Source organism: Mycobacterium vicinigordonae (assembly GCF_013466425.1).
Taxonomy (GTDB): domain Bacteria; phylum Actinomycetota; class Actinomycetes; order Mycobacteriales; family Mycobacteriaceae; genus Mycobacterium; species Mycobacterium vicinigordonae.
In genome coordinates this window covers 2,574,647-2,592,307 of sequence record NZ_CP059165.1, presented here as the reverse complement: position 1 = coordinate 2,592,307, position 17,661 = coordinate 2,574,647, and the positions used below count along the sequence as shown (strand labels likewise).

General features: G+C 67.0%; 16 protein-coding genes. 2 read left to right on the top strand and 14 right to left on the bottom strand.

Going from position 1 to position 17,661, the window contains the following annotated elements; genetic code table 11:
- Positions 1-210: 210 nt before the first annotated feature.
- The gene (locus H0P51_RS11960; protein WP_180918240.1) at positions 211-621 is read left to right on the top strand and encodes a TOBE domain-containing protein; all 411 of its coding nucleotides are present in this window, start codon (positions 211-213) and stop codon (positions 619-621) included.
- On the opposite strand, the gene pyrF is transcribed toward H0P51_RS11960, so the two are convergent.
- The 8 genes from pyrF to H0P51_RS11920 all read right to left on the bottom strand — a co-directional run bounded on the left by pyrF (position 618) and on the right by H0P51_RS11920 (position 9,988).
- Positions 618-1,448, bottom strand: a complete 831-nt coding sequence (pyrF, locus tag H0P51_RS11955; RefSeq protein ID WP_180918239.1) for an orotidine-5'-phosphate decarboxylase — start codon at positions 1,446-1,448, stop codon at positions 618-620. The two genes, H0P51_RS11960 and pyrF, sit on opposite strands and share 4 nt — an antisense overlap.
- Entirely contained in the window at positions 1,445-4,798 is a 3,354-nt protein-coding gene (carB, locus tag H0P51_RS11950) for a carbamoyl-phosphate synthase large subunit (RefSeq protein WP_180918238.1), read from the bottom strand. The genes pyrF and carB overlap by 4 nt, the downstream gene beginning before the upstream one ends.
- Before the next feature lie 82 nt (positions 4,799-4,880).
- Positions 4,881-5,999, bottom strand: a complete 1,119-nt coding sequence (gene carA / locus H0P51_RS11945) for a glutamine-hydrolyzing carbamoyl-phosphate synthase small subunit (RefSeq protein ID WP_180918237.1) — start codon at positions 5,997-5,999, stop codon at positions 4,881-4,883.
- Between the two features lie 25 nt (positions 6,000-6,024).
- Complete coding sequence (locus H0P51_RS11940) at positions 6,025-6,522, bottom strand: PH-like domain-containing protein (RefSeq protein ID WP_180918236.1); 498 nt, start codon at positions 6,520-6,522, stop codon at positions 6,025-6,027.
- Positions 6,519-7,823 (bottom strand): dihydroorotase, encoded by a 1,305-nt coding sequence (locus H0P51_RS11935; protein WP_180918235.1) that lies wholly within the window; start codon positions 7,821-7,823, stop codon positions 6,519-6,521. The genes H0P51_RS11940 and H0P51_RS11935 overlap by 4 nt, the downstream gene beginning before the upstream one ends.
- Positions 7,820-8,767, bottom strand: a complete 948-nt coding sequence (locus tag H0P51_RS11930) for an aspartate carbamoyltransferase catalytic subunit (RefSeq protein ID WP_180918234.1) — start codon at positions 8,765-8,767, stop codon at positions 7,820-7,822. Before H0P51_RS11930 ends, H0P51_RS11935 begins: the two co-directional genes overlap by 4 nt.
- A gap of 51 nt (positions 8,768-8,818) precedes the next feature.
- Positions 8,819-9,373 carry a bifunctional pyr operon transcriptional regulator/uracil phosphoribosyltransferase PyrR gene (gene pyrR / locus H0P51_RS11925; RefSeq protein ID WP_180918233.1) on the bottom strand — a complete coding sequence of 185 codons (555 nt, stop codon included), beginning with the start codon at positions 9,371-9,373 and terminating at the stop codon, positions 8,819-8,821.
- Between the two features lie 189 nt (positions 9,374-9,562).
- Positions 9,563-9,988, bottom strand: a complete 426-nt coding sequence (locus H0P51_RS11920; RefSeq protein WP_180918232.1) for a cellulose-binding domain-containing protein — start codon at positions 9,986-9,988, stop codon at positions 9,563-9,565.
- Between the two features lie 372 nt (positions 9,989-10,360).
- Between H0P51_RS11920 and H0P51_RS28935 the strand changes: the two genes are divergently transcribed.
- The gene (locus H0P51_RS28935) at positions 10,361-12,634 is read left to right on the top strand and encodes a PE family protein (RefSeq protein WP_281373980.1); all 2,274 of its coding nucleotides are present in this window, start codon (positions 10,361-10,363) and stop codon (positions 12,632-12,634) included.
- A 52-nt stretch (positions 12,635-12,686) separates the two neighbouring features.
- Here H0P51_RS28935 and H0P51_RS11910 read toward each other — a convergent pair whose 3' ends face one another.
- The 6 genes from H0P51_RS11910 to H0P51_RS28920 form a co-directional block, all read right to left on the bottom strand.
- The gene (locus tag H0P51_RS11910; protein ID WP_180918230.1) at positions 12,687-13,667 is read right to left on the bottom strand and encodes a sulfotransferase domain-containing protein; all 981 of its coding nucleotides are present in this window, start codon (positions 13,665-13,667) and stop codon (positions 12,687-12,689) included.
- Positions 13,664-14,851, bottom strand: a complete 1,188-nt coding sequence (locus tag H0P51_RS11905; RefSeq protein ID WP_180918229.1) for a type III polyketide synthase — start codon at positions 14,849-14,851, stop codon at positions 13,664-13,666. Before H0P51_RS11905 ends, H0P51_RS11910 begins: the two co-directional genes overlap by 4 nt.
- Positions 14,848-16,332 carry a cytochrome b5-like heme/steroid binding domain-containing protein gene (locus H0P51_RS11900; protein ID WP_180918228.1) on the bottom strand — a complete coding sequence of 495 codons (1,485 nt, stop codon included), beginning with the start codon at positions 16,330-16,332 and terminating at the stop codon, positions 14,848-14,850. The genes H0P51_RS11905 and H0P51_RS11900 overlap by 4 nt, the downstream gene beginning before the upstream one ends.
- Before the next feature lie 238 nt (positions 16,333-16,570).
- A complete protein-coding gene (locus H0P51_RS28930) occupies positions 16,571-16,735 on the bottom strand; it encodes an LppX_LprAFG lipoprotein (RefSeq protein ID WP_281373979.1) in 165 nt (54 codons plus the stop codon).
- The gene (locus H0P51_RS28925) at positions 16,683-16,877 is read right to left on the bottom strand and encodes an LppX_LprAFG lipoprotein (RefSeq protein ID WP_281373978.1); all 195 of its coding nucleotides are present in this window, start codon (positions 16,875-16,877) and stop codon (positions 16,683-16,685) included. Before H0P51_RS28925 ends, H0P51_RS28930 begins: the two co-directional genes overlap by 53 nt.
- Before the next feature lie 29 nt (positions 16,878-16,906).
- Entirely contained in the window at positions 16,907-17,308 is a 402-nt protein-coding gene (locus tag H0P51_RS28920; protein ID WP_281373977.1) for an LppX_LprAFG lipoprotein, read from the bottom strand.
- Positions 17,309-17,661: the final 353 nt, after the last annotated feature.

Below are 17,661 nucleotides of genomic sequence, written 5' to 3'. Positions count from 1 at the left end.
CACGTTGAGCTGCGGTTTTCGGTTTGGTGGGTCGCCTGGCAGCCCCGCCTAGGCCGCCGTCGCCCGGACCAGCTGAGCAGCAGCGCGAGAGCACGGTGCCGCGAATCACGCATTTGGCTGCGAGTCCGCGCGTGTCGCACCGTGAACGCCGAGGCCCGGCTCCACGCCGCCACGACCCCTACCGCCGGTTAGGTCGGCTACGATCGCGCCGTGCCGAACCTGCGAATCCGTCAGGCGGCCGGCCTCCTGGGCGTCAGCGACGACACAGTGCGCCGCTGGATCCAGCAGGGTGCGCTACCGGTCAGCCTCGACGCGGCCGGGCGCAAGGTGATCGCCAGCGACGCGCTCGCCGAATTCGCCCGCGAGAACGCGCCGCCTGCCCCGCCCGACCCGCTCGGCGTCGGCAGCTCGGCGCGCAACAGGTTCGTCGGCCTCGTCACCAAGGTCACCAGTGACCGGGTGATGACCCAGGTGGAGATGCAGTGCGGCCCGTTCTCCGTGGTGTCGTTGATGAGCACGGACGCCGCGCGGGAACTCGAGATACAACCCGGCAGTGTCGCGGTGGCCGTCGTCAAGGCCACCACAGTGATCGTCGAGACCGCCGGTTCCGGCGGGGCTTAGCTGCCGCTCAGGTAGGCCACCGAGTCGCGCATCCGTTCGGCAGCCGCCCGCACCTCCGCGACGCCCGGCCCGGCCCGCAGCACCTCACGGGAGACCGCGGGCAGCAGCTGGTGCGACTCGGCGCCACCCAGCCCCGCCAGCGCCTCGGCACGCCCGCCCTGGGCACCGACACCGGGCACCAGTACCGGCCCGCCCAGCGCGCTCAGATCGGGCGGTTCGAGGGCCGTCGCGCCGACTACCACGCCGAACGATCCGGGCTGCGCACCGCCGGTAGCTGCCTGATTCGCGGCCGCGACATGGTCGACGATCAGCTGGGCGACCGTGCGGCCGCCGACGTCGGCGCGCTGCACGGTCGCGCCTTCTGGGTTGGACGTGGTAGCCAGCACGAACACCCCGCGGTCATTGGCCGTGGCGACCTCGATCAACGGGCGTAGCGAGCCGAACCCCAGATAGGGCGACGCCGTCACCGCATCCGCCGCCAGCGGCGAAGCACCGGCCCACGCGGTGGCATAAGCGGCCATCGTGGTCCCGATGTCCCCCCGTTTGGCGTCGGCCAACACCAGCACCCCGCTGTCGCGCAGCGCGGCGATGGTGCGTTCCAGCACAGCAAAGCCGGCCGACCCGTAGGCCTCGAAGAACGCCACCTGCGGCTTGACCACCGCGAAACCCTGGTAAGCCTGCACGCACACGTCGCAGAACGCAGCCAGCCCGTCGGCGTCGACCGGCAGATCCCAGGCCCGCAACAGCTCCGGATGCGGATCGATGCCCAGACACAACGGACCGCACTGCGCCTTCGCCGCAGCCAGCCGAACCCCGAAGCTATTCACCGGCGGCCGCTCCGGGCACCGAGGTTGCGATGCAGTTCCTGTAGCGACAACACTCCGATGTCGCCGCGGATCCCCGCCTCGATTCCCTGCACGGCAGCTGAAGCGCCCTGAACCGTTGTGATGCAAGGGATATTAACGGCCACCGCGGCCGAGCGGATCTCGTAGCCGTCGATCCGCGGGCCGGAGTTGCCAAAGGGTGTGTTAATTACCATGTCCACCTCGCCGGCCCGGATCGCGTCGATGGCCGACACCGCCGGACGGCCGTCCTGCGGCGCTTCGAAATGCTTGCGAACCTCGTCACACGGAATTCCGTTGCGGCGCAACATCTCCGCCGTTCCTTCGGTCGCCAGAACATGAAAGCCCAGGTCGGCCAGTCGCTTAACCGGGAACACCAGGGACCGCTTGTCCCGGTTCGCGACCGACACGAACACCGTGCCCTGCGCGGGCAGCGAACCGTAGGCTGCCGTCTGGCTCTTGGCGAAGGCAGTGCCGAAATCGCGGTCGATGCCCATCACTTCGCCGGTCGACTTCATCTCCGGCCCAAGCAGCGAATCGATCGCCGCACCGTCTGCACGCCGGAACCGGTGAAACGGCAACACGGCTTCCTTGACCGCGATCGGCGCGTCGGGCGCCGCACTGGCACCGTCACCGGACTCGGCCAGCATTCCCTCCTGGCGTAGCTGAGAAATGCTGGCGCCTAACATCACCCGGGCACAGGCCTTGGCCAGCGGGATGGCGGTGGCCTTGGACACAAAGGGAACGGTGCGACTCGCCCTGGGGTTGGCCTCCAACACGTAGAGCACGTCGTCCTTGAGCGCGTACTGCACGTTGAGCAGGCCGACCACGCCGATGCCGTGCGCGATGGCCTCGGTCGCTTTGCGGACCTTCTCGATGTCGCTGCGTCCCAGCGTGACCGGCGGCAATGCGCAGGCCGAGTCACCGGAGTGGATCCCAGCTTCCTCGATGTGCTCCATGATCCCGCCGATGTAAACCTCGGTGCCGTCGCACAGCGCGTCGACGTCGATCTCGACCGCATCCTCGAGGAACCGGTCCACCAGCACCGGATGTTCGGGTGAGAGCTCGGTGGCGCGGGTGATGTAGCCGCGCAGGGTCTCCTCGTCGTAGACGATCTCCATGCCCCGCCCGCCCAGCACATAGGACGGCCGCACGAGCACCGGATAGCCGATGTCGGCGGCGATCCGCCGGGCCTGGTCGAAGGTGGTTGCGGTGCCGTACTTGGGCGCGGGCAGACTGGCGGCGGTCAGCACGTCGCCGAACGCGCCGCGGTCCTCGGCCAGGTCGATCGCTTCCGGCGGGGTACCGACGATCGGAACACCGGCGTCGGCGAGGCGTTGGGCCAGCCCGAGCGGAGTCTGGCCGCCGAGTTGCACGATGACACCCGCGACGCCGGGGCCACCCGCGCCGGATTGTTCCTCGGCATAGAACACCTCCAACACGTCCTCAAAGGTCAGCGGCTCGAAGTACAACCGGTCCGCGGTGTCGTAGTCGGTCGACACCGTCTCCGGGTTGCAGTTGACCATCACCGTCTCAAAACCAGCCTGACTCAATGTGGTTGCCGCGTGCACACAGCTGTAGTCGAACTCGATGCCCTGTCCGATGCGGTTGGGGCCTGACCCCAGGATCAACACCTTGGGTCTGCCCGTCTGTGGGGCGACCTCGGACTCGGCGGCCGGATCGAGTTCATAGCTGCTGTAGTGATACGGCGTCTTGGCCTCGAACTCGGCGGCACAGGTGTCGACGGTCTTGTACACCGGGTGGATGTTCAGGCGCTCGCGCAGTGAGCGCACCCCGTCTTCGCCGGCCAATTCCGGTCGCAATGAGGCGATCTGGCGATCCGACAGGCCGCTGTGCTTGGCGTGCCGCAGCAGGTCGGCGTCGAGCACCGGCGCATCCACGAGCTCGGCGCGCAACGCCACCAGTTCGTCTATCTGGGCTACGAACCATGGGTCGACGCCGCTGGCCTTGGCCACTTGTTCCACCGAGCCGCCCAGCCGCAGCGCCAATTCGATGTCGTAAAGGCGCCCCTCGGTGGGGGTTTGCAGCCGGGTTAGCGCGTCCTCCAGCGAACCTTCGGTGTCCGGCTTGGTCCAGAATCCGGCGCGCGTCGTCTCCAGCGACCGCATCACCTTGCCAAGAGCCTCAACGAAGTTGCGGCCCAACGACATCGCCTCGCCGACGGACTTCATCGTCGTGGTGAGGGTGGGGTCGGCGCCGGGGAACTTCTCGAAGGCGAAGCGGGGCGCCTTGACCACCACGTAGTCCAGCGTCGGCTCGAAACAGGCCGGGGTTTCCTTGGTGATGTCGTTGACGATCTCGTCGAGGGTGTAGCCGATGGCAAGCTTGGCGGCGATCTTGGCGATCGGAAAGCCGGTGGCCTTGGATGCCAGCGCACTGGATCGCGACACCCGGGGGTTCATCTCGATGACGATGAGCCGCCCGTCGTCGGGGTTGACGGCGAACTGGATGTTGCAGCCGCCGGTGTCCACACCGACCTCACGCAAGATGGCGATGCCCAGATCGCGCATCTTCTGGTATTCGCGGTCGGTCAGCGTCATCGCCGGGGCCACGGTGACCGAGTCACCGGTGTGCACGCCCATCGGGTCGACGTTCTCGATCGAGCACACCACCACGACGTTGTCGTTGCCATCGCGCATCAGCTCGAGTTCGAATTCCTTCCAGCCGTAGATCGATTCCTCGATCAGCACGTTGGCACTCGGGCTGGCGGCCAGCCCTGCCCCGGCCATTCGCTCGACCTCGTCCACGGATCGGGCCATGCCCGAACCCAGCCCGCCCATCGTGAAGCTGGGCCGTACCACCACCGGCAGGCCGAGTTCGGCGACCGTCTCGCGGACCTCGTCCATGGTGAAACACACTCGGCTGCGGGCCGACTCGCCGCCGACCTTGGTCACGATGTCTTTGAACCGTTGCCGGTCCTCACCGCGCTGGATGGCCTCGAAGTCGGCCCCGATCAATTCGACACCGTATTTGTCCAGGACGCCGTTCTCGTAGAGCGCCACGGCGGTGTTCAGCGCGGTCTGCCCACCCAAAGTTGCCAGCAGGGCGTCGATCTTGTTTCCGCGCTCGGCTTGCTGGGCGATCACCTTCTCGACGAACGCCGGGGTGATGGGCTCGACGTAAGTGTGGTCGGCAAACTCGGGGTCGGTCATGATGGTGGCCGGGTTGGAGTTGACGAGGCTCACCTGCAGCCCGTCGGCCCGCAACACCCGGCAGGCCTGAGTACCGGAGTAGTCGAACTCGCAGGCCTGGCCGATGACGATGGGACCGGAGCCGATCACCAGCACATGGTTGAGGTCTTGGCGTCGCGGCACTAGCGGGCCCCTTTCTGGGCGCGAGCGTCCACATATGTACGCCCACAAGCGGGTTTCGGCGTACCTACGGACGCGCTCGCGATCATCGTCCGCCCTCCATCAGGTCGACGAACTGGTCGAAGAGATACTCAGCGTCGTGCGGTCCAGCGGCGGACTCGGGGTGGTACTGCACTGAAAACGCCCGCCCGTCAACGAGTCTGACACCCTCGACCACACCGTCGTTGGCGCAGGTGTGACTGACTTGTGCGGAGCCGAAAGGGGTGTCGAACGTCTGACCCGCCTCCCCTTCCAACGCGAAGCCGTGGTTCTGGGCGGTCACCGCGACCCGGCCGGTGGCGTGGTCGATCACCGGGATGTTGATCCCGCGGTGGCCGAACACCATCTTGTAGGTTGACAGGCCGAGTGCCCGACCAAGGATCTGGTTGCCGAAACAGATTCCGAACAAAGGGATTCCGGCTCCGAGCACGTCGCGGGTAAGCGCGACGGTGTGATCGGCGGTCGCCGGGTCTCCGGGGCCGTTGGACAGAAACACCCCGTCCGGCTTGAGTTCGGCGATCTCATCGAAGGTCGCCGTGGCGGGCAGCACGTGGCTGCGGATACCACGGCAAGCGAAATTCCGCGGCGTGTTCGTCTTGATTCCGAGATCTAAGGCGACCACGGTAAAGCGCTGCGCACCTTCGGGTTCGACGGTATAGGTCTCGGGCGTGCTGACCTCTCGGGCCAGGTCGGCGCCCAGCATCGGGTCCTGCGCGCGTACCCGCTCGAGCAGCTCCTCGAGATCGGCTAGTGCGGCGCCGGAAAACACCCCGGCCTTCATCGAGCCGCGGCTGCGCAGATGACGCACCACCGCCCTGGTGTCGATTCCGGCGATCCCGACGATGCGCTGACGTACCAGCTCGTCTTCGAGGGTGCCGGTGGCCCGCCAGTTGGAGGCCCGCGGCGAAGGGTCGCGCACCGCGTAACCGGCGACCCAGATCTTGTCGCCGCGGCTCTCGCCGTCTTCACCGTTCCAGCCGGTGTTGCCGATCTGCGGGGCGGTGGCAACCACGATCTGGCGGTGGTAGCTGGGATCGGTCAGCGTCTCCTGGTAGCCGGACATGCCGGTGCTGAACACGGCCTCTCCCAGAGTTTGTCCGATCGCCCCGAACGCGGTGCCGGTGAAAACGCGGCCGTCCTCGAGCACCAATTGGGCTTTAGTCATGGCCGCCGCTCCGTTCCCCCGCCAGTCATGCGCTCTCCTTCAGCCAGTTGGCGTACTCGTCGCGATTGTCCGCCCGGAATCCGGTGTCGATCTCGGTGCCTGACGGCAGCCGCCACCGGATGGCCAGGATCCCGTTGCGTGCCGCCACCTTGCCGGCGACGCCGCGTTCGGTCCGGATGTTCACTATCGATTCCTTCGGTATCCAAATAGGTTGCGCGCGAATACGTTCCACCAGAATCCCGCGGGGATAGCGGGTCATCACCGCCTTGCTGCGGTAGCCGAGGTCGCCAACTGCCACGCGGTCGTTCCAGGCCGGAGACAACGTGCATCCCACGTACAGGCCGGGGGTGGTGATCAAGGCGGCGCCCACCTCGTCGGGCAAGGGGGGCAGGTCGCCAATCAGTTCCACCTGCCGTTGGGCACGGCGGCGCCAGCCGCGCATCATCAGCTGGATCACCACCGCAATAACCACCACCAACACCGCCGCGAAGATCAGCGATCCCACCAGCGTGCCTGAGTTCATACCGGACTCTTCCCGTCCCTGGCGGTGATCTTCCCGCGCAGCAAGGTCGCGGTCACCGTGGCAGGGAACGTCATCGACTCGTAGGGGGTGTTGGCCGAGCGGCTGGCCAGCTCGTCGCCGGCGACCGTCCAGCTGGCCTCGGGGTCGATCACGGTGAGGTTGGCCGGTTCCCCCACCCGCAGCGGGCGGCCCTGGTCTGGCAGCCCCGCAATGCGCGCCGGGTTCTCGCTCATCACCCGCGCCACATCTCGCCAGCTCAACAGCCCGGGCTGCACCATGGTCGCCACCACTACCGACAACGCGGTCTGCAGGCCAAGCATCCCCGGGCGCGCCGCGCAGAATTCGACACACTTTTCGTGCTCGGCGTGCGGGGCGTGATCGGTGGCCACGCAGTCGATGATCCCGTCGGCCAGCGCCTGGCGCAGCGCGACCGCGTCGGAGGCCTCGCGCAGCGGCGGGTTGACCCGGTTACGCCCGTCGTAGCTGGCCAGCCGGCTGTCGTCGAGCAGCAGGTGGTGCGGGGTTACCTCGGCTGTAATCGAAATACCTTGGCCTTTAGCCCATTTCAGGATTTCGACGGTGCCCGCGGTGGACGCGTGGCAGATGTGCACGCGGGCGCCGGCATCGCGCGCCAGAATGGCGTCGCGCGCGACGATCGAGTCCTCGGCGGCACGCGGCCAGCCGGCGAGTCCGAGCCGTGCGGCTGCCGGCCCCTCGTGAGCGACGGCGCCGACGGTCAGCCGGGGTTCTTCGGCGTGCTGTGCGATCAGAACGCCAAGCCCGGTCGCGTACTCCAGAGCGCGGCGCATCACCAGCGGGTCGTGCACGCAGATGCCATCATCGGAGAACATCCGCACCTGGGCGGCGCCCGCGGCCATCATGCCCATCTCGGTGAGTTCCTTGCCGGCCAGCCCGACGGTGACCGCGCCGACCGGATGCACGTCGACTAGACCGACCTGCTGGCCGCGATGCCAGACGTGATCGGTGACCACGGGGCTGTCGGCGACCGGGTCCGTATTGGCCATCGCGAATACCGCCGTATACCCCCCGAGAGCGGCTGCGGCCGAACCGGTTTCGATGTCCTCGGCGTATTCGCGGCCCGGTTCACGCAGGTGGGTGTGGAGGTCGACGAAGCCGGGCAGCAGGATCTGGCCGGTGGCGTCGATAACGTCTGCGTCGTCGGGGATATCGAGTTTCGGACCGATCTCGGCGATCTGCGATCCATAGCCCACCTTGTCGACCAACACATCAACGGGCTCGCCCTCGCCGTAGAGCCGGACACCCCGGATCAGCACGCTCATGCCGCGACCTCTTCTGCCCCCACCAGCACATGGAACAGCACCGCCATTCGCACATGCACACCATTGGAAACCTGTTGCAGCACAGCCGATTGCGATGAATCGGCCACCGATGAGGAAATCTCCATTCCGCGCAGCATCGGCCCCGGGTGCAGCACCACGGCATGGCCGGGCAGCAGCGCCTGGCGGCGGGCGGACAACCCGTACAGGGTCGAGTACTCCCGCGCGGAGGGGAAGAAGCCGCCGGTCATCCGCTCAGCCTGCACGCGCAACATCAGCACGCCGTCGGCGGCGGGCAGTTCGGCGTCGAAGTCGTTGGACACGGTCACCGGCCAGCTTTCGACACCGCGCGGCAGCAGGGTGGGCGGGGCCACCAGCACCACCTCGGCGCCCAACGTGTGCAACAGCATCACGTTGGACCGCGCGACCCGGCTGTGCAGGATGTCGCCGACGATCACGATGCGGCGACCGTCGAAGCCCCCGAGGCGTTGCCGGATGGTCAGGGCGTCCAGCAGCGCCTGGGTGGGGTGCTCGTGGGTGCCGTCGCCGGCGTTGATCACCGAGGGGCCGCCGTGCGCGCCGGCTGTCCACTCCGCCAGCAGCTGCGCGGCGCCGGACGCTGGGTGACGGATGATCAGCGCGTCGGCCCCGGCCGCTCGCAGGGTCAGCGCGGTGTCGCGCAACGATTCTCCTTTACCCACCGAGGAACCGGAAGCACTGACGTTCACCACGTCCGCGCTCATCCATTTGCCGGCCACCTCGAAGGACACCCGGGTACGGGTGGAGTTCTCGTAGAACATGGTGATCACGGTCCGCCCGCGCAGCGTCGGCAGCTTCTTGATGTCGCGGCCGACCAGCGCCTGGGCGAACCGGTCGGCGTCGTCGAGGATCGCGGTCGCCTCGTCGCGGCTCAGGTCGCCGGCCGCGAGCAGATGCCTAGCCATCATTGGCGCCGTCCCTCCTCATCGCTGCGCTGTGCATCGTCACTGCCGCGGTGCTCATCGGGTTATCACCACCCCGTCTCTGCCGTCATGTTCGCTGAGTTGCACATGCACGCTCTCGCTGCGCGAGGTGGGCACGTTCTTGCCGACGTAGTCGGCGCGTACCGGCAATTCGCGGTGGCCGCGGTCGACCAAAACGGCCAACTGCACAGCGCGCGGGCGGCCGACGTCACGTAACGCATCCAGGGCCGAACGGGTGGAGCGCCCGGAATACAGCACATCGTCGACCAGGATCACCAGCGCTCCGTTGATGCCGTCGGCCGGGATCGAGGTCACTTCCAGGGGTCGCGGCGGTTTGATCATCAGGTCGTCGCGGTAGAGCGTGATATCCAGGGAGCCGTGGTCGACGTCGACGCCGCTGTATTCGGCGATGTTGGCGGCCAGGCGATTGGCCAGAGTCACTCCACGAGTGGGGATGCCGAGCAGCACCACCCGCGTCGAATCGGGGTTGTCCAGGGCGGTCTTCTCGATGATCTGATGCGCCATGCGGGAGATTGTGCGACCAACGTCGGCCGCTGACATCAACTCTCGCGATTTCTGGGCAGCACACATGCGAGCGCTTGACCTCCTTCTCCGCCTCTCTGGACGGTCCGTTAAAGGATGTCGACTGCCGGGCAGCCTAGCACGCCCCGACGGGCACGATGGTTGCCGCGCGGGCGGCATCGAGCCGCGGGACCACACGTGTCACACCAGTCACTGCGCCGTTTCGGCGGATGGGTCAACGACGGCGAAGTACCGCCGCTAGGAGCAGGGCTGCCCGTTGATCCGGCAATTCACCGGTGGCGAGTAGGTGCCGGTCAGCACACCTCGCATACCTCCGGTGGCCGTACCACCCGGCGCAATAATGCGATTCCAGTTCGCGGGGGTGAGCACAAAGTGCGTGCCGGATTGGGCAATGGAGCTATTCCACGTGTGCGAGACGGATTGCCCCACCGGCATGTCGAATTCAAGCCGCCAATCTGACATCGGCGCCAGGTTCGGGTTTGTGACGACGAAGCTTGCGATGAAGCCGGTCTGCCACGTCGATGTCACCGACAAAGTCGCCGTGGCCGCGGCCGCCTGAGCCACCGGAGCTGCGCCGAGTCCGAGCAGGGCACCTGCCAACGCCGACATGGCTACGTGAAGCGCTGTGCGCCAGCGCTTCACGTAGCGGTTCGGTGTGGCCATAGCAGCCAACGCTATCGCCAAGGTGGCCATATCGGCGCACCCGCAGCCGCGAAGCTGCCGTAACTTTGCGCAACCGAAACCGTCGTGCGACTAATCCGCGGGGTCGCAGTCCTGGCGTCCCTGGTGCGCCCAGGCCAGCAGATCCGGCGGAGCCGATTAATCGATGCGGTCGTTGTGGCGGCGACACTCGTGGAAACCGAAGTGTCAAGAGGATTGTGCCAACGGAAAATCCGATCTCCCAGGCTCCTCGCCGGATCCGCCACTCTTAGAACAAGGTTCAAACGATCTCCCGGCCTTGAGCCGCCTAACTTCAGTAGAGTCGCATCCCGAGCTGATCGGGGATGTCAAACCAGACGCATGGGGGAACCAACGTTGTCGTACTTGATCGCCACACCGGATGGCATTGCGGCCGCATCCGCACAGCTAACAGAAATAGGTTCGGCGATTCGGCAGGCCAACGCGGCGGCGGCGATTTCAACGACGACGATCGTGACCGCCGCGCAAGACGAAGTATCAATGGCGATTTCTGCGCTGTTCGGCGACTACGCGCAGCAGTATCGGGCTTTGAGCGCCCAGGTCGCGCTGTTCCACGACCAGTTCGTACAGACCATCACCGGCAGCGGGCTGAGCTACGCAACCGCCGAGGCAGCTGCCGCGTCGCAGCTGCAGACCTGGGGACAGGACCTATTGGCGGTCATCAATGCGCCGACCAACGCGCTGCTGGGGCGTCCCCTGATTGGTAATGGCACCGACGGGGCTGCGGGGACCGGTCAATCCGGCGGGGCCGGCGGCATCCTGTTGGGCAACGGTGGCCGAGGCGGTTCCGGAGCCCCTGGACAAGCTGGTGGAGCGGGCGGGTCGGCGGGTCTCTTCGGCGATGGCGGCGTCGGCGGGCAAGGCGGTAATGCCACTGCCCCAGGCGGCGCCGGCGGCGCTGGTGGCGCGGGCGGTGCGGGGGGATGGCTGGCCGGCAGCGGCGGGGCCGGCGGGATGGGCGGTAACGGGAAAGCTGGCGGCCCGGCCGGTCTGCTCGGCTTGGCCGGTGGGGCCGGTGGGGCCGGTGGGGCCGGTGGCGCAGACAGAGCGTTGCTGGGCTTTTCGGGCGGTGCCGGCGGCGCTGGCGGTAACGGTGGCGCAGGGAGCGCCGGTGGCGTGGGCGTCTCGGGCGGTGGAACCGGCGGGCTCGGTATGAGCGGTGGCGCCGGTGGCGCCGGCGGCGCCGGTGGCGCCAACTCGGGGTTATTCGGGCTTGGCGCGCTATTCGGTAGCGGCGGCGACGGCGGGCTGGGCGGTGCCGGCGGCCTCGGAGGCGCGGGCGGTGCGGGCGGCATCGGCGTTGCGACGAACGGCGGCATGGGCGGCCACGGCGGTGGCGGTGGTAGCGCCGGAGCGGGCGGAGCCGCTGGCACGGCCGGGCTACTGGGTTTGACCGCAGGCCACGTCGGGGCTGCGGGCATCGGCGGCGACGGCGGCCAGGGTGGCGACGGTGGCGACGGTGGCGCCGGCCAGACCCTCGCGGGCACGGGTTACAAGGGAGGCACGGGAGGTGCCGGCGGCAATGGCGGCAGCGCAGGTGATGGCGGAACCCATGGCGACGGCGGTAACGGCGGCAAGGGTGGTGCGGGCGGAGACGGCTACAGCTATACCACCGCGAAAGGCACCGGCGGCAATGGTGGCGGCGGTGGCGACGGTGGTGGGGGCGGCGCGGGCGGCGACGTCGGCACCGGCACGGGCAGCGGTGGAATTGGCGGTACCGGCGGGCAGGGTGGTAGCGGCGGCTCGGGCGGCAGCGGCGACAGCAATACGGGAGATCCGACTCTGACCACTGTCGGTGGGCAGGGTGGTAACGGCGGCCACGGCGGAACCGGCGGCGTCGGAGGCGGCACCCCCAACGGGGGCACCAACGGCAACGGCGGCGACGGTGGCGGCGGCGGGGCGGGCGGTCACGGCGGCGCCAACTCCACCGGCATCAAGTCCCTAGTGTCCACCATCGGCGGCGGAGGCGGCGGCGGGGGCGCGGGTGGCGGAGGGGGTGACGCAGGTACCGGCAGCGGTAACGCCGGCCACGGGGGGGCCGGAGGTACCGGCGGCGGCGGCGGAGCCGGGGGCACCGCTACCTCGGTGTTTGCCGGCACTACTCAGGCCGAGGGCGTAGGCGGCGGTGGCGGCGGAGGCGGACTCGGATCCGGCCCCTCGGCCACTAGCGGCGGATCAGGCGGCGGGGGTGGCGGCGGCGGGGCAGGTGGCGTGGCGGCGCAAGGTTCGGCCTTTGGTGGTGGTGGGGGCGGTGGCGGCGCCTCGAACTCCATTACCCACGCGGCTGGCAATGGTGGCGCGGGAGGTGACGCCTTCAACTACTCCGGTGGCGTTAAGAAGCACTACAGCGGCGGCACAGCCGGAACATTCGGTCTCGGCACCGGCGGGGGCGGCGGCGGCGGCGCCGTCGCCGATAGTCCTGTCAATAGCGGTGACGGCGGTCCGGGTACCAATGGTGATCTTGGAGGTGCCGGAGGCGCCGGGGCAACCGGCCACGCGAACGGTGGCGGCAACGGAGGCGCTGTTGGCGCCTCCACAAACGCCGGCGGATCCGGGGGGTTCAGCAGTAATTCGCCCCTCGGCAACGGCAGCAAAGGCCAGTCCAGCTAGACGCTCGACGTAATCGCGACCAATCCGCCGTTCTCCGCGCGCAGCGAGCGGATTAGCCGTCGGGGTCGCAGCCCCGGCGTCCCTCGTGCGCCCAGGCCAGCAGGTCCGGCGGAGCCAACTGGTTGATGCGGTCGTTGTAACGGCGAGATTCGTGGAAACCGAAGTATTGCTGCCACTCCCCGCTACCGCCGCGCCGGAAGAAACGCTCGTCGCTGCGCCAGATACCGTCGGTGGTGTTGGGCGCGATCTCGCTGGCCCGCGACCGCATCGCAGCCAGGGAGGCGTACCCGGCCAGCTCCCTGGCGCGATCGCCGGTGAGGTCGGTATTCAACCTCGCCGCCAGTCGAAGCAACTCGCCAACAAGGTCGGCCTGTAAATCTGCGTAATGGAACAGGGCGACATTGGGCGCGTGGCGCCGTTCCCAGGACTTGCCAAACTGGTCGAGGATGTTGGCCAGGGTGCCAATACCTTGGGGTGGCGCTAAGCCGACCCCGGGTGGCGGATGTGCCGGGCCTTCCATCCAGTCGCGGAACTCGTCCAACGGTCCGTGCGGGCCGGGCCGGGGATCGGCCATCGCGCCCGGCGGTCTCGCGCGATGGTGCGCCGGGAGCGCGGCCTCGTACAGCTCACGCACCCGGTCGCGGTCCATGTTGGTGGTCTGGTGCAGCATCGACACCGCCGCATCGCGTGGGTCGCGGCCGACGCAGATGTAGGTGACCCGGTCGTCGAGGGCGAGGCCGTCCAACGGGGTGTGCGTCTTGATGAAACGGCGGTGCCGCTGCGCCTGCAGGACCGCGACAACCTCCTCGACCGGACGGATTGTCTGGTCGAACCAGGGCGACACCGTCGACAATGGCCCGGGCAGATCCGGGCCGTCGAATACGAGCAGGGAGACCAGCCGCTGCATCCAGGTCATCCCGCATTTCGACGGAGTGGTGATGATGATGTCGCCAGGACGCAATTCCAGCGCATCCCAGCGCGTGTTGTCGCTCATCAACGACCGGTACAGCACGCGGTTAGACGCGGTGTTCATTTCGGAGACTCCCGGATGATGTCGAACAGAATGCCTTCGATGGTGACGCCCGGTGCGAACGAGAATGCCATGCCGGTGGAGATGGGTTTGTTCGACTCTACTTGCCGCACCATGGATTCCAGCACGAAGATCAGCGACACGCTGAGCATGTTGCCGAACCTGGCCAGCACCTCCCAGCTCGGCGCCGCACGGTCGGCAGCGATGCCCAACGATCGCACCGACTCCTCAATGATCTTGGGACCACCCGGGTGGATCGCCCACAGATCGATGTCGGATTTCGTCAACCCATTGTCCCGCAGCACTTCTGCGACGACGGGTTCGACGCCGCGATAGATGTAGTCGGGCAGGTTCTCCGACAGCTCACAGGTGATGCCGTTGTGGTTAACGCCGAGCACAATGCCGTCCTCGGCGTCGTCGAGCAGCTGAGTGAAGCTGCTGCGGATCACCACGCTGCCGTGCGGCAGCAGCTGCCGAACCTGGCTGGCACCGATCACCAACGCACCACAACCGTCGCCGAACAGGCTGTGAATCACCACGTCGTTGATGTCGTCGGCGAAAACGGCGTTTACCGAACATAATTCGATGCACACCACGAGCGCCTTCATGCTGGGGTGAGCACGTACATAGGTGGCGGCGATGCGCACCGCGTTCATCGCGGCGGCGCAGCCCATGAAGTTGACCACCACCCGGGAGATGGACCGCGACAGCCCGAGTTCCTTGACGACTGCGACATCGACCCCCGGCGCGATAAATCCGGTGCTGGTGACGAAGACCAGCAGCCCGATTTCGTCGGCTCCGTAAGGGAGATCCGCCAACGCTCGCCTGCTCACGTCCACCGCCAACGGAACCGCGTGGTCGAAGAACATGTTCATCCGGTCCCGGATCGTCGCCGGGTCGCTCCGAAATGCGTCGAAGTCGGGGTCCAGTGGGTCGATCGCCATCCGGCGGGTATCGATCCGCGTCTTCTCGTAGAGCCGTGGAATCCGTTGGCGCTGTTTGGGATCGTCAAAAAGTTCGACAACCCGCGCAGCGGCGTCGGCTTGCCCGACCGTCCGCTGGGGCCAGCCGGTCGCGATGCCTTCGATGACCGCGACGGTGGTCGGCGGGGCCGGCGGCAGCTGGGTCAGGCCGATCTCGTCGACTTCTGCGGCGGGCACCACGACACCACCCTCCGGGGTGCTCATACCGACCCGATTCCGACGAAGCCGGCTACCACGTAGTTGACGCTGTCCTTGAACGCCGTGGGCGAGAGGTGCTCGCGCAGTACACCCCAGTTGTGTTCTCGCGCCGGACGCGACGCCGACAATAGATAGGTGCGACAGAGCTTGGGAAGCCGATCGGTGAGAAAACTCTTCGGCGGCAACCATTCCACCCCGAATCGCGCCGACTCTTCATGCAACACGTCTTCGGTCACGATATTGGCGAAACCGCTGCGCTGGAACGGCAATACGTGATGCACACGGTGCGAGCTCAGGCCGGCTGACAGGAAGCAGTCGACGTAGCGGTTGCCGATCACCTTCAGGTCGTGGGCATGCTCGACCTGGTCCACGGCCCAGTCTTGCCCGGCCGCCGTGGGCTCGGGGGCATCGGGATCTTCGTCCTCGAATTCGTGACTGGCCACCACCATGAACGTGCTGACCCACAGCGTGGCGAAGAACTGCAGCGCCCAGGCCCAGAAGTCTCCGGCGGCCAGGAAGACGATCATCTCGGTCACCAGCAGCAACCGCACCCCCGAGGATCCGAGGAAGTGCGGTAGTGCGTTGCGCCAGCTGCCATATCCTTCCTCGACACCCACCTTGCGGGTCATGTTCCACACGTCCGCGATCCGCACCGCCATGCCGGTAACGGTGTGGCCGAACTTGTGAACGGTGTGCACGGGTACCCGATACAGCCTGGGCAACCCCATCATCATGGTGAACACGTTCTTCTTGATGTCCACTGCGCTCTGCGTGTACGGGTGGTGCAGCAGCGTGTGACCATCGGCGACCACCAGGGCCAGCGCGATGTAATTCAGGTCAAAAGTGTTGGAGAACACCCGATTCAGGCCTCGTTGCGCCCGGTGCAACGAGTAGTGGCCGTAGCCGACCAACGAACTGCGCAGCACGACCATCGCGAAAACGAAGGCCCATAACGGCATCCACCGCGGCTCGACCAGGCGCAGCGCCTGCACACCGAAATAGCCGATCGCCAGCAGCACCGCGACTATGTTGAAAAGGCGGTCCATCAACTTGATTCGCGCGGCCAGCGCCGGCTCGGTCAGCCGCGCCTTGACCCGGTGCATCAGGTCCTCGTTGTTGTCGAACCGGTAGTGCGGCGTATCGCGCCGGCTGTCGAAGCCCTCCTTGAACAGGAACGGCGGGGCGTTGTGCTTGGGATGGATGTCGCGCGGCGTTGCTTCGCGCCCCAGCGAATAGCGGCGCTGAAGTATGCGCTCGACTACCTTTGGATCGCGGTGGTACGACGCGATAATCGCGGTGATGTCACGGTTTTTGGTGCGCCCGATGAAGAATGCACCGCCGGGATGCTTGTCGATCCAGTCGCTCAGGTCGTAGGCCCGTCCGTTGTAGACCCATACGTCGGGCAGTACGGGGGGCCCTCCGCCCGGCGGAGGTCCGGGGCGCGGGTCGGTCCCGCGCTCCTGTACCTCCGGGACGTCATTGGTCATTGCTGGTCCTCCAGGTCTGATCGAGTGAAATTGGCAGCACGCCGGGCTTTCCGGCGAGCTGGCCCAAATGTTGGAAGCTCGGCCTTGGAGGAGGCTTGGAGAATTCTCAACGGCTGCGCGCTTGGATCCCGCGCATCACTCGAAAGCTGCGGACGAGAACCGACCCGGAGTCCGGCGGCCGCAAACGCAGTGCCGCACATCCGGGTCGGTCCCCTACCCCGAGAGTTGACCCCGGCCGTTATCCCTGCGGATTGGGGATCGTGACCGGCGCTCCCCAGTTCGACAGAGTGATGGTGACGTGACCCTTGTCCTTGTCGAGCACCATCCGCACCAGGTAGGCACTCGGCGGGTTACCAGGCGCGCCCGGCGCCTTCACGTCGACGATGTAGAGAGTGATTGGCAAGGGGCCCTTGGCGTCCTTGGCGATCTGGTGGTACCAGCGGGTCGACGACGGCCGGGTCGATCGTCCCGGTCACCTTGATGGTGGCCACGCCGTCGATGTTCTCGTTGCCCGCGACCTGCGGGCTCTGGACCTTGGCGATCACGGCGCCGATGCCCTTGTCCTTATCCAGGACTACACCCCGGGTCGTAGATCTTTGTCTGCGGGTCCGGCCGAGGTGTACTTGCCGGTGTCGTCCTTGGTGTACATGGTCTTCTTGGTGACCACGAACTGCTTGGGCACCGCGGGTGCCTGAGGCTGCAGTCGGATCATGGCGTCACCGACCGCCTGTCCCCCGAGTTCCTGCGGCTGGTTGGTGACGTCGGCGTTGACCGACTCCATCGGCAAGGTGGTGATATCGGCGGTCTGCAGGTTGACGTGCAGGGAGTGCAGCCCGGTGGTCGCCTTGGAAGCTGTCCTGCAGCAGCTGCTGGGCTTCCGCCGAGGGCGCCGCCGACGAACCGGAGGTCGCCGACGAGGCAGCGGAACCAGACGTCGCCGAAGTCGAGGACGCGGTAGTCGAGTTCTTGCTTCCACATCCGGTGATGACCGTCGCGACAACTGCCGCCGCGAACACCATCGCGACAGACGGCCGGGTCCAGGATCGCCAGGAAACACGTCGTTGGGAGATTTGCGCTTGTGAGATCAAGCCATTCATGGCCAGCCTTTGCTGAGTTAACCAACCAGTGGTAGTGAGCAGCGGGTCGCCGCCCTCGTAGGGTATGACCGATGCCTGGAACCCCCAGACAACAGTCACGGTCGCGGATCTCGGTGACTGCACACCCGCACCCTGGTTCACCGGTAACGACACCGTCCATTGATGTCGCTGCCCTCTCAGCGTGTTCCCCAGATCACATTTGCCGGAGAGCGCGACAGTAACACGCAGTTGG

Coding starts and splice junctions, on each gene's coding strand:
- carA (WP_180918237.1), bottom strand. CDS start 5,999: ATGACTAAAGCCCAATTGGTGCTCGAGGACGGCCGCGTTTTCACCGGC.
- H0P51_RS11940 (WP_180918236.1), bottom strand. CDS start 6,522: ATGAACTCAGGCACGCTGGTGGGATCGCTGATCTTCGCGGCGGTGTTG.
- H0P51_RS11935 (WP_180918235.1), bottom strand. CDS start 7,823: ATGAGCGTGCTGATCCGGGGTGTCCGGCTCTACGGCGAGGGCGAGCCC.
- H0P51_RS11930 (WP_180918234.1), bottom strand. CDS start 8,767: ATGATGGCTAGGCATCTGCTCGCGGCCGGCGACCTGAGCCGCGACGAG.
- pyrR (WP_180918233.1), bottom strand. CDS start 9,373: ATGTGTGCTGCCCAGAAATCGCGAGAGTTGATGTCAGCGGCCGACGTT.
- H0P51_RS11920 (WP_180918232.1), bottom strand. CDS start 9,988: ATGGCCACACCGAACCGCTACGTGAAGCGCTGGCGCACAGCGCTTCAC.
- H0P51_RS11910 (WP_180918230.1), bottom strand. CDS start 13,667: ATGAACACCGCGTCTAACCGCGTGCTGTACCGGTCGTTGATGAGCGAC.
- H0P51_RS11905 (WP_180918229.1), bottom strand. CDS start 14,851: ATGAGCACCCCGGAGGGTGGTGTCGTGGTGCCCGCCGCAGAAGTCGAC.
- H0P51_RS11900 (WP_180918228.1), bottom strand. CDS start 16,332: ATGACCAATGACGTCCCGGAGGTACAGGAGCGCGGGACCGACCCGCGC.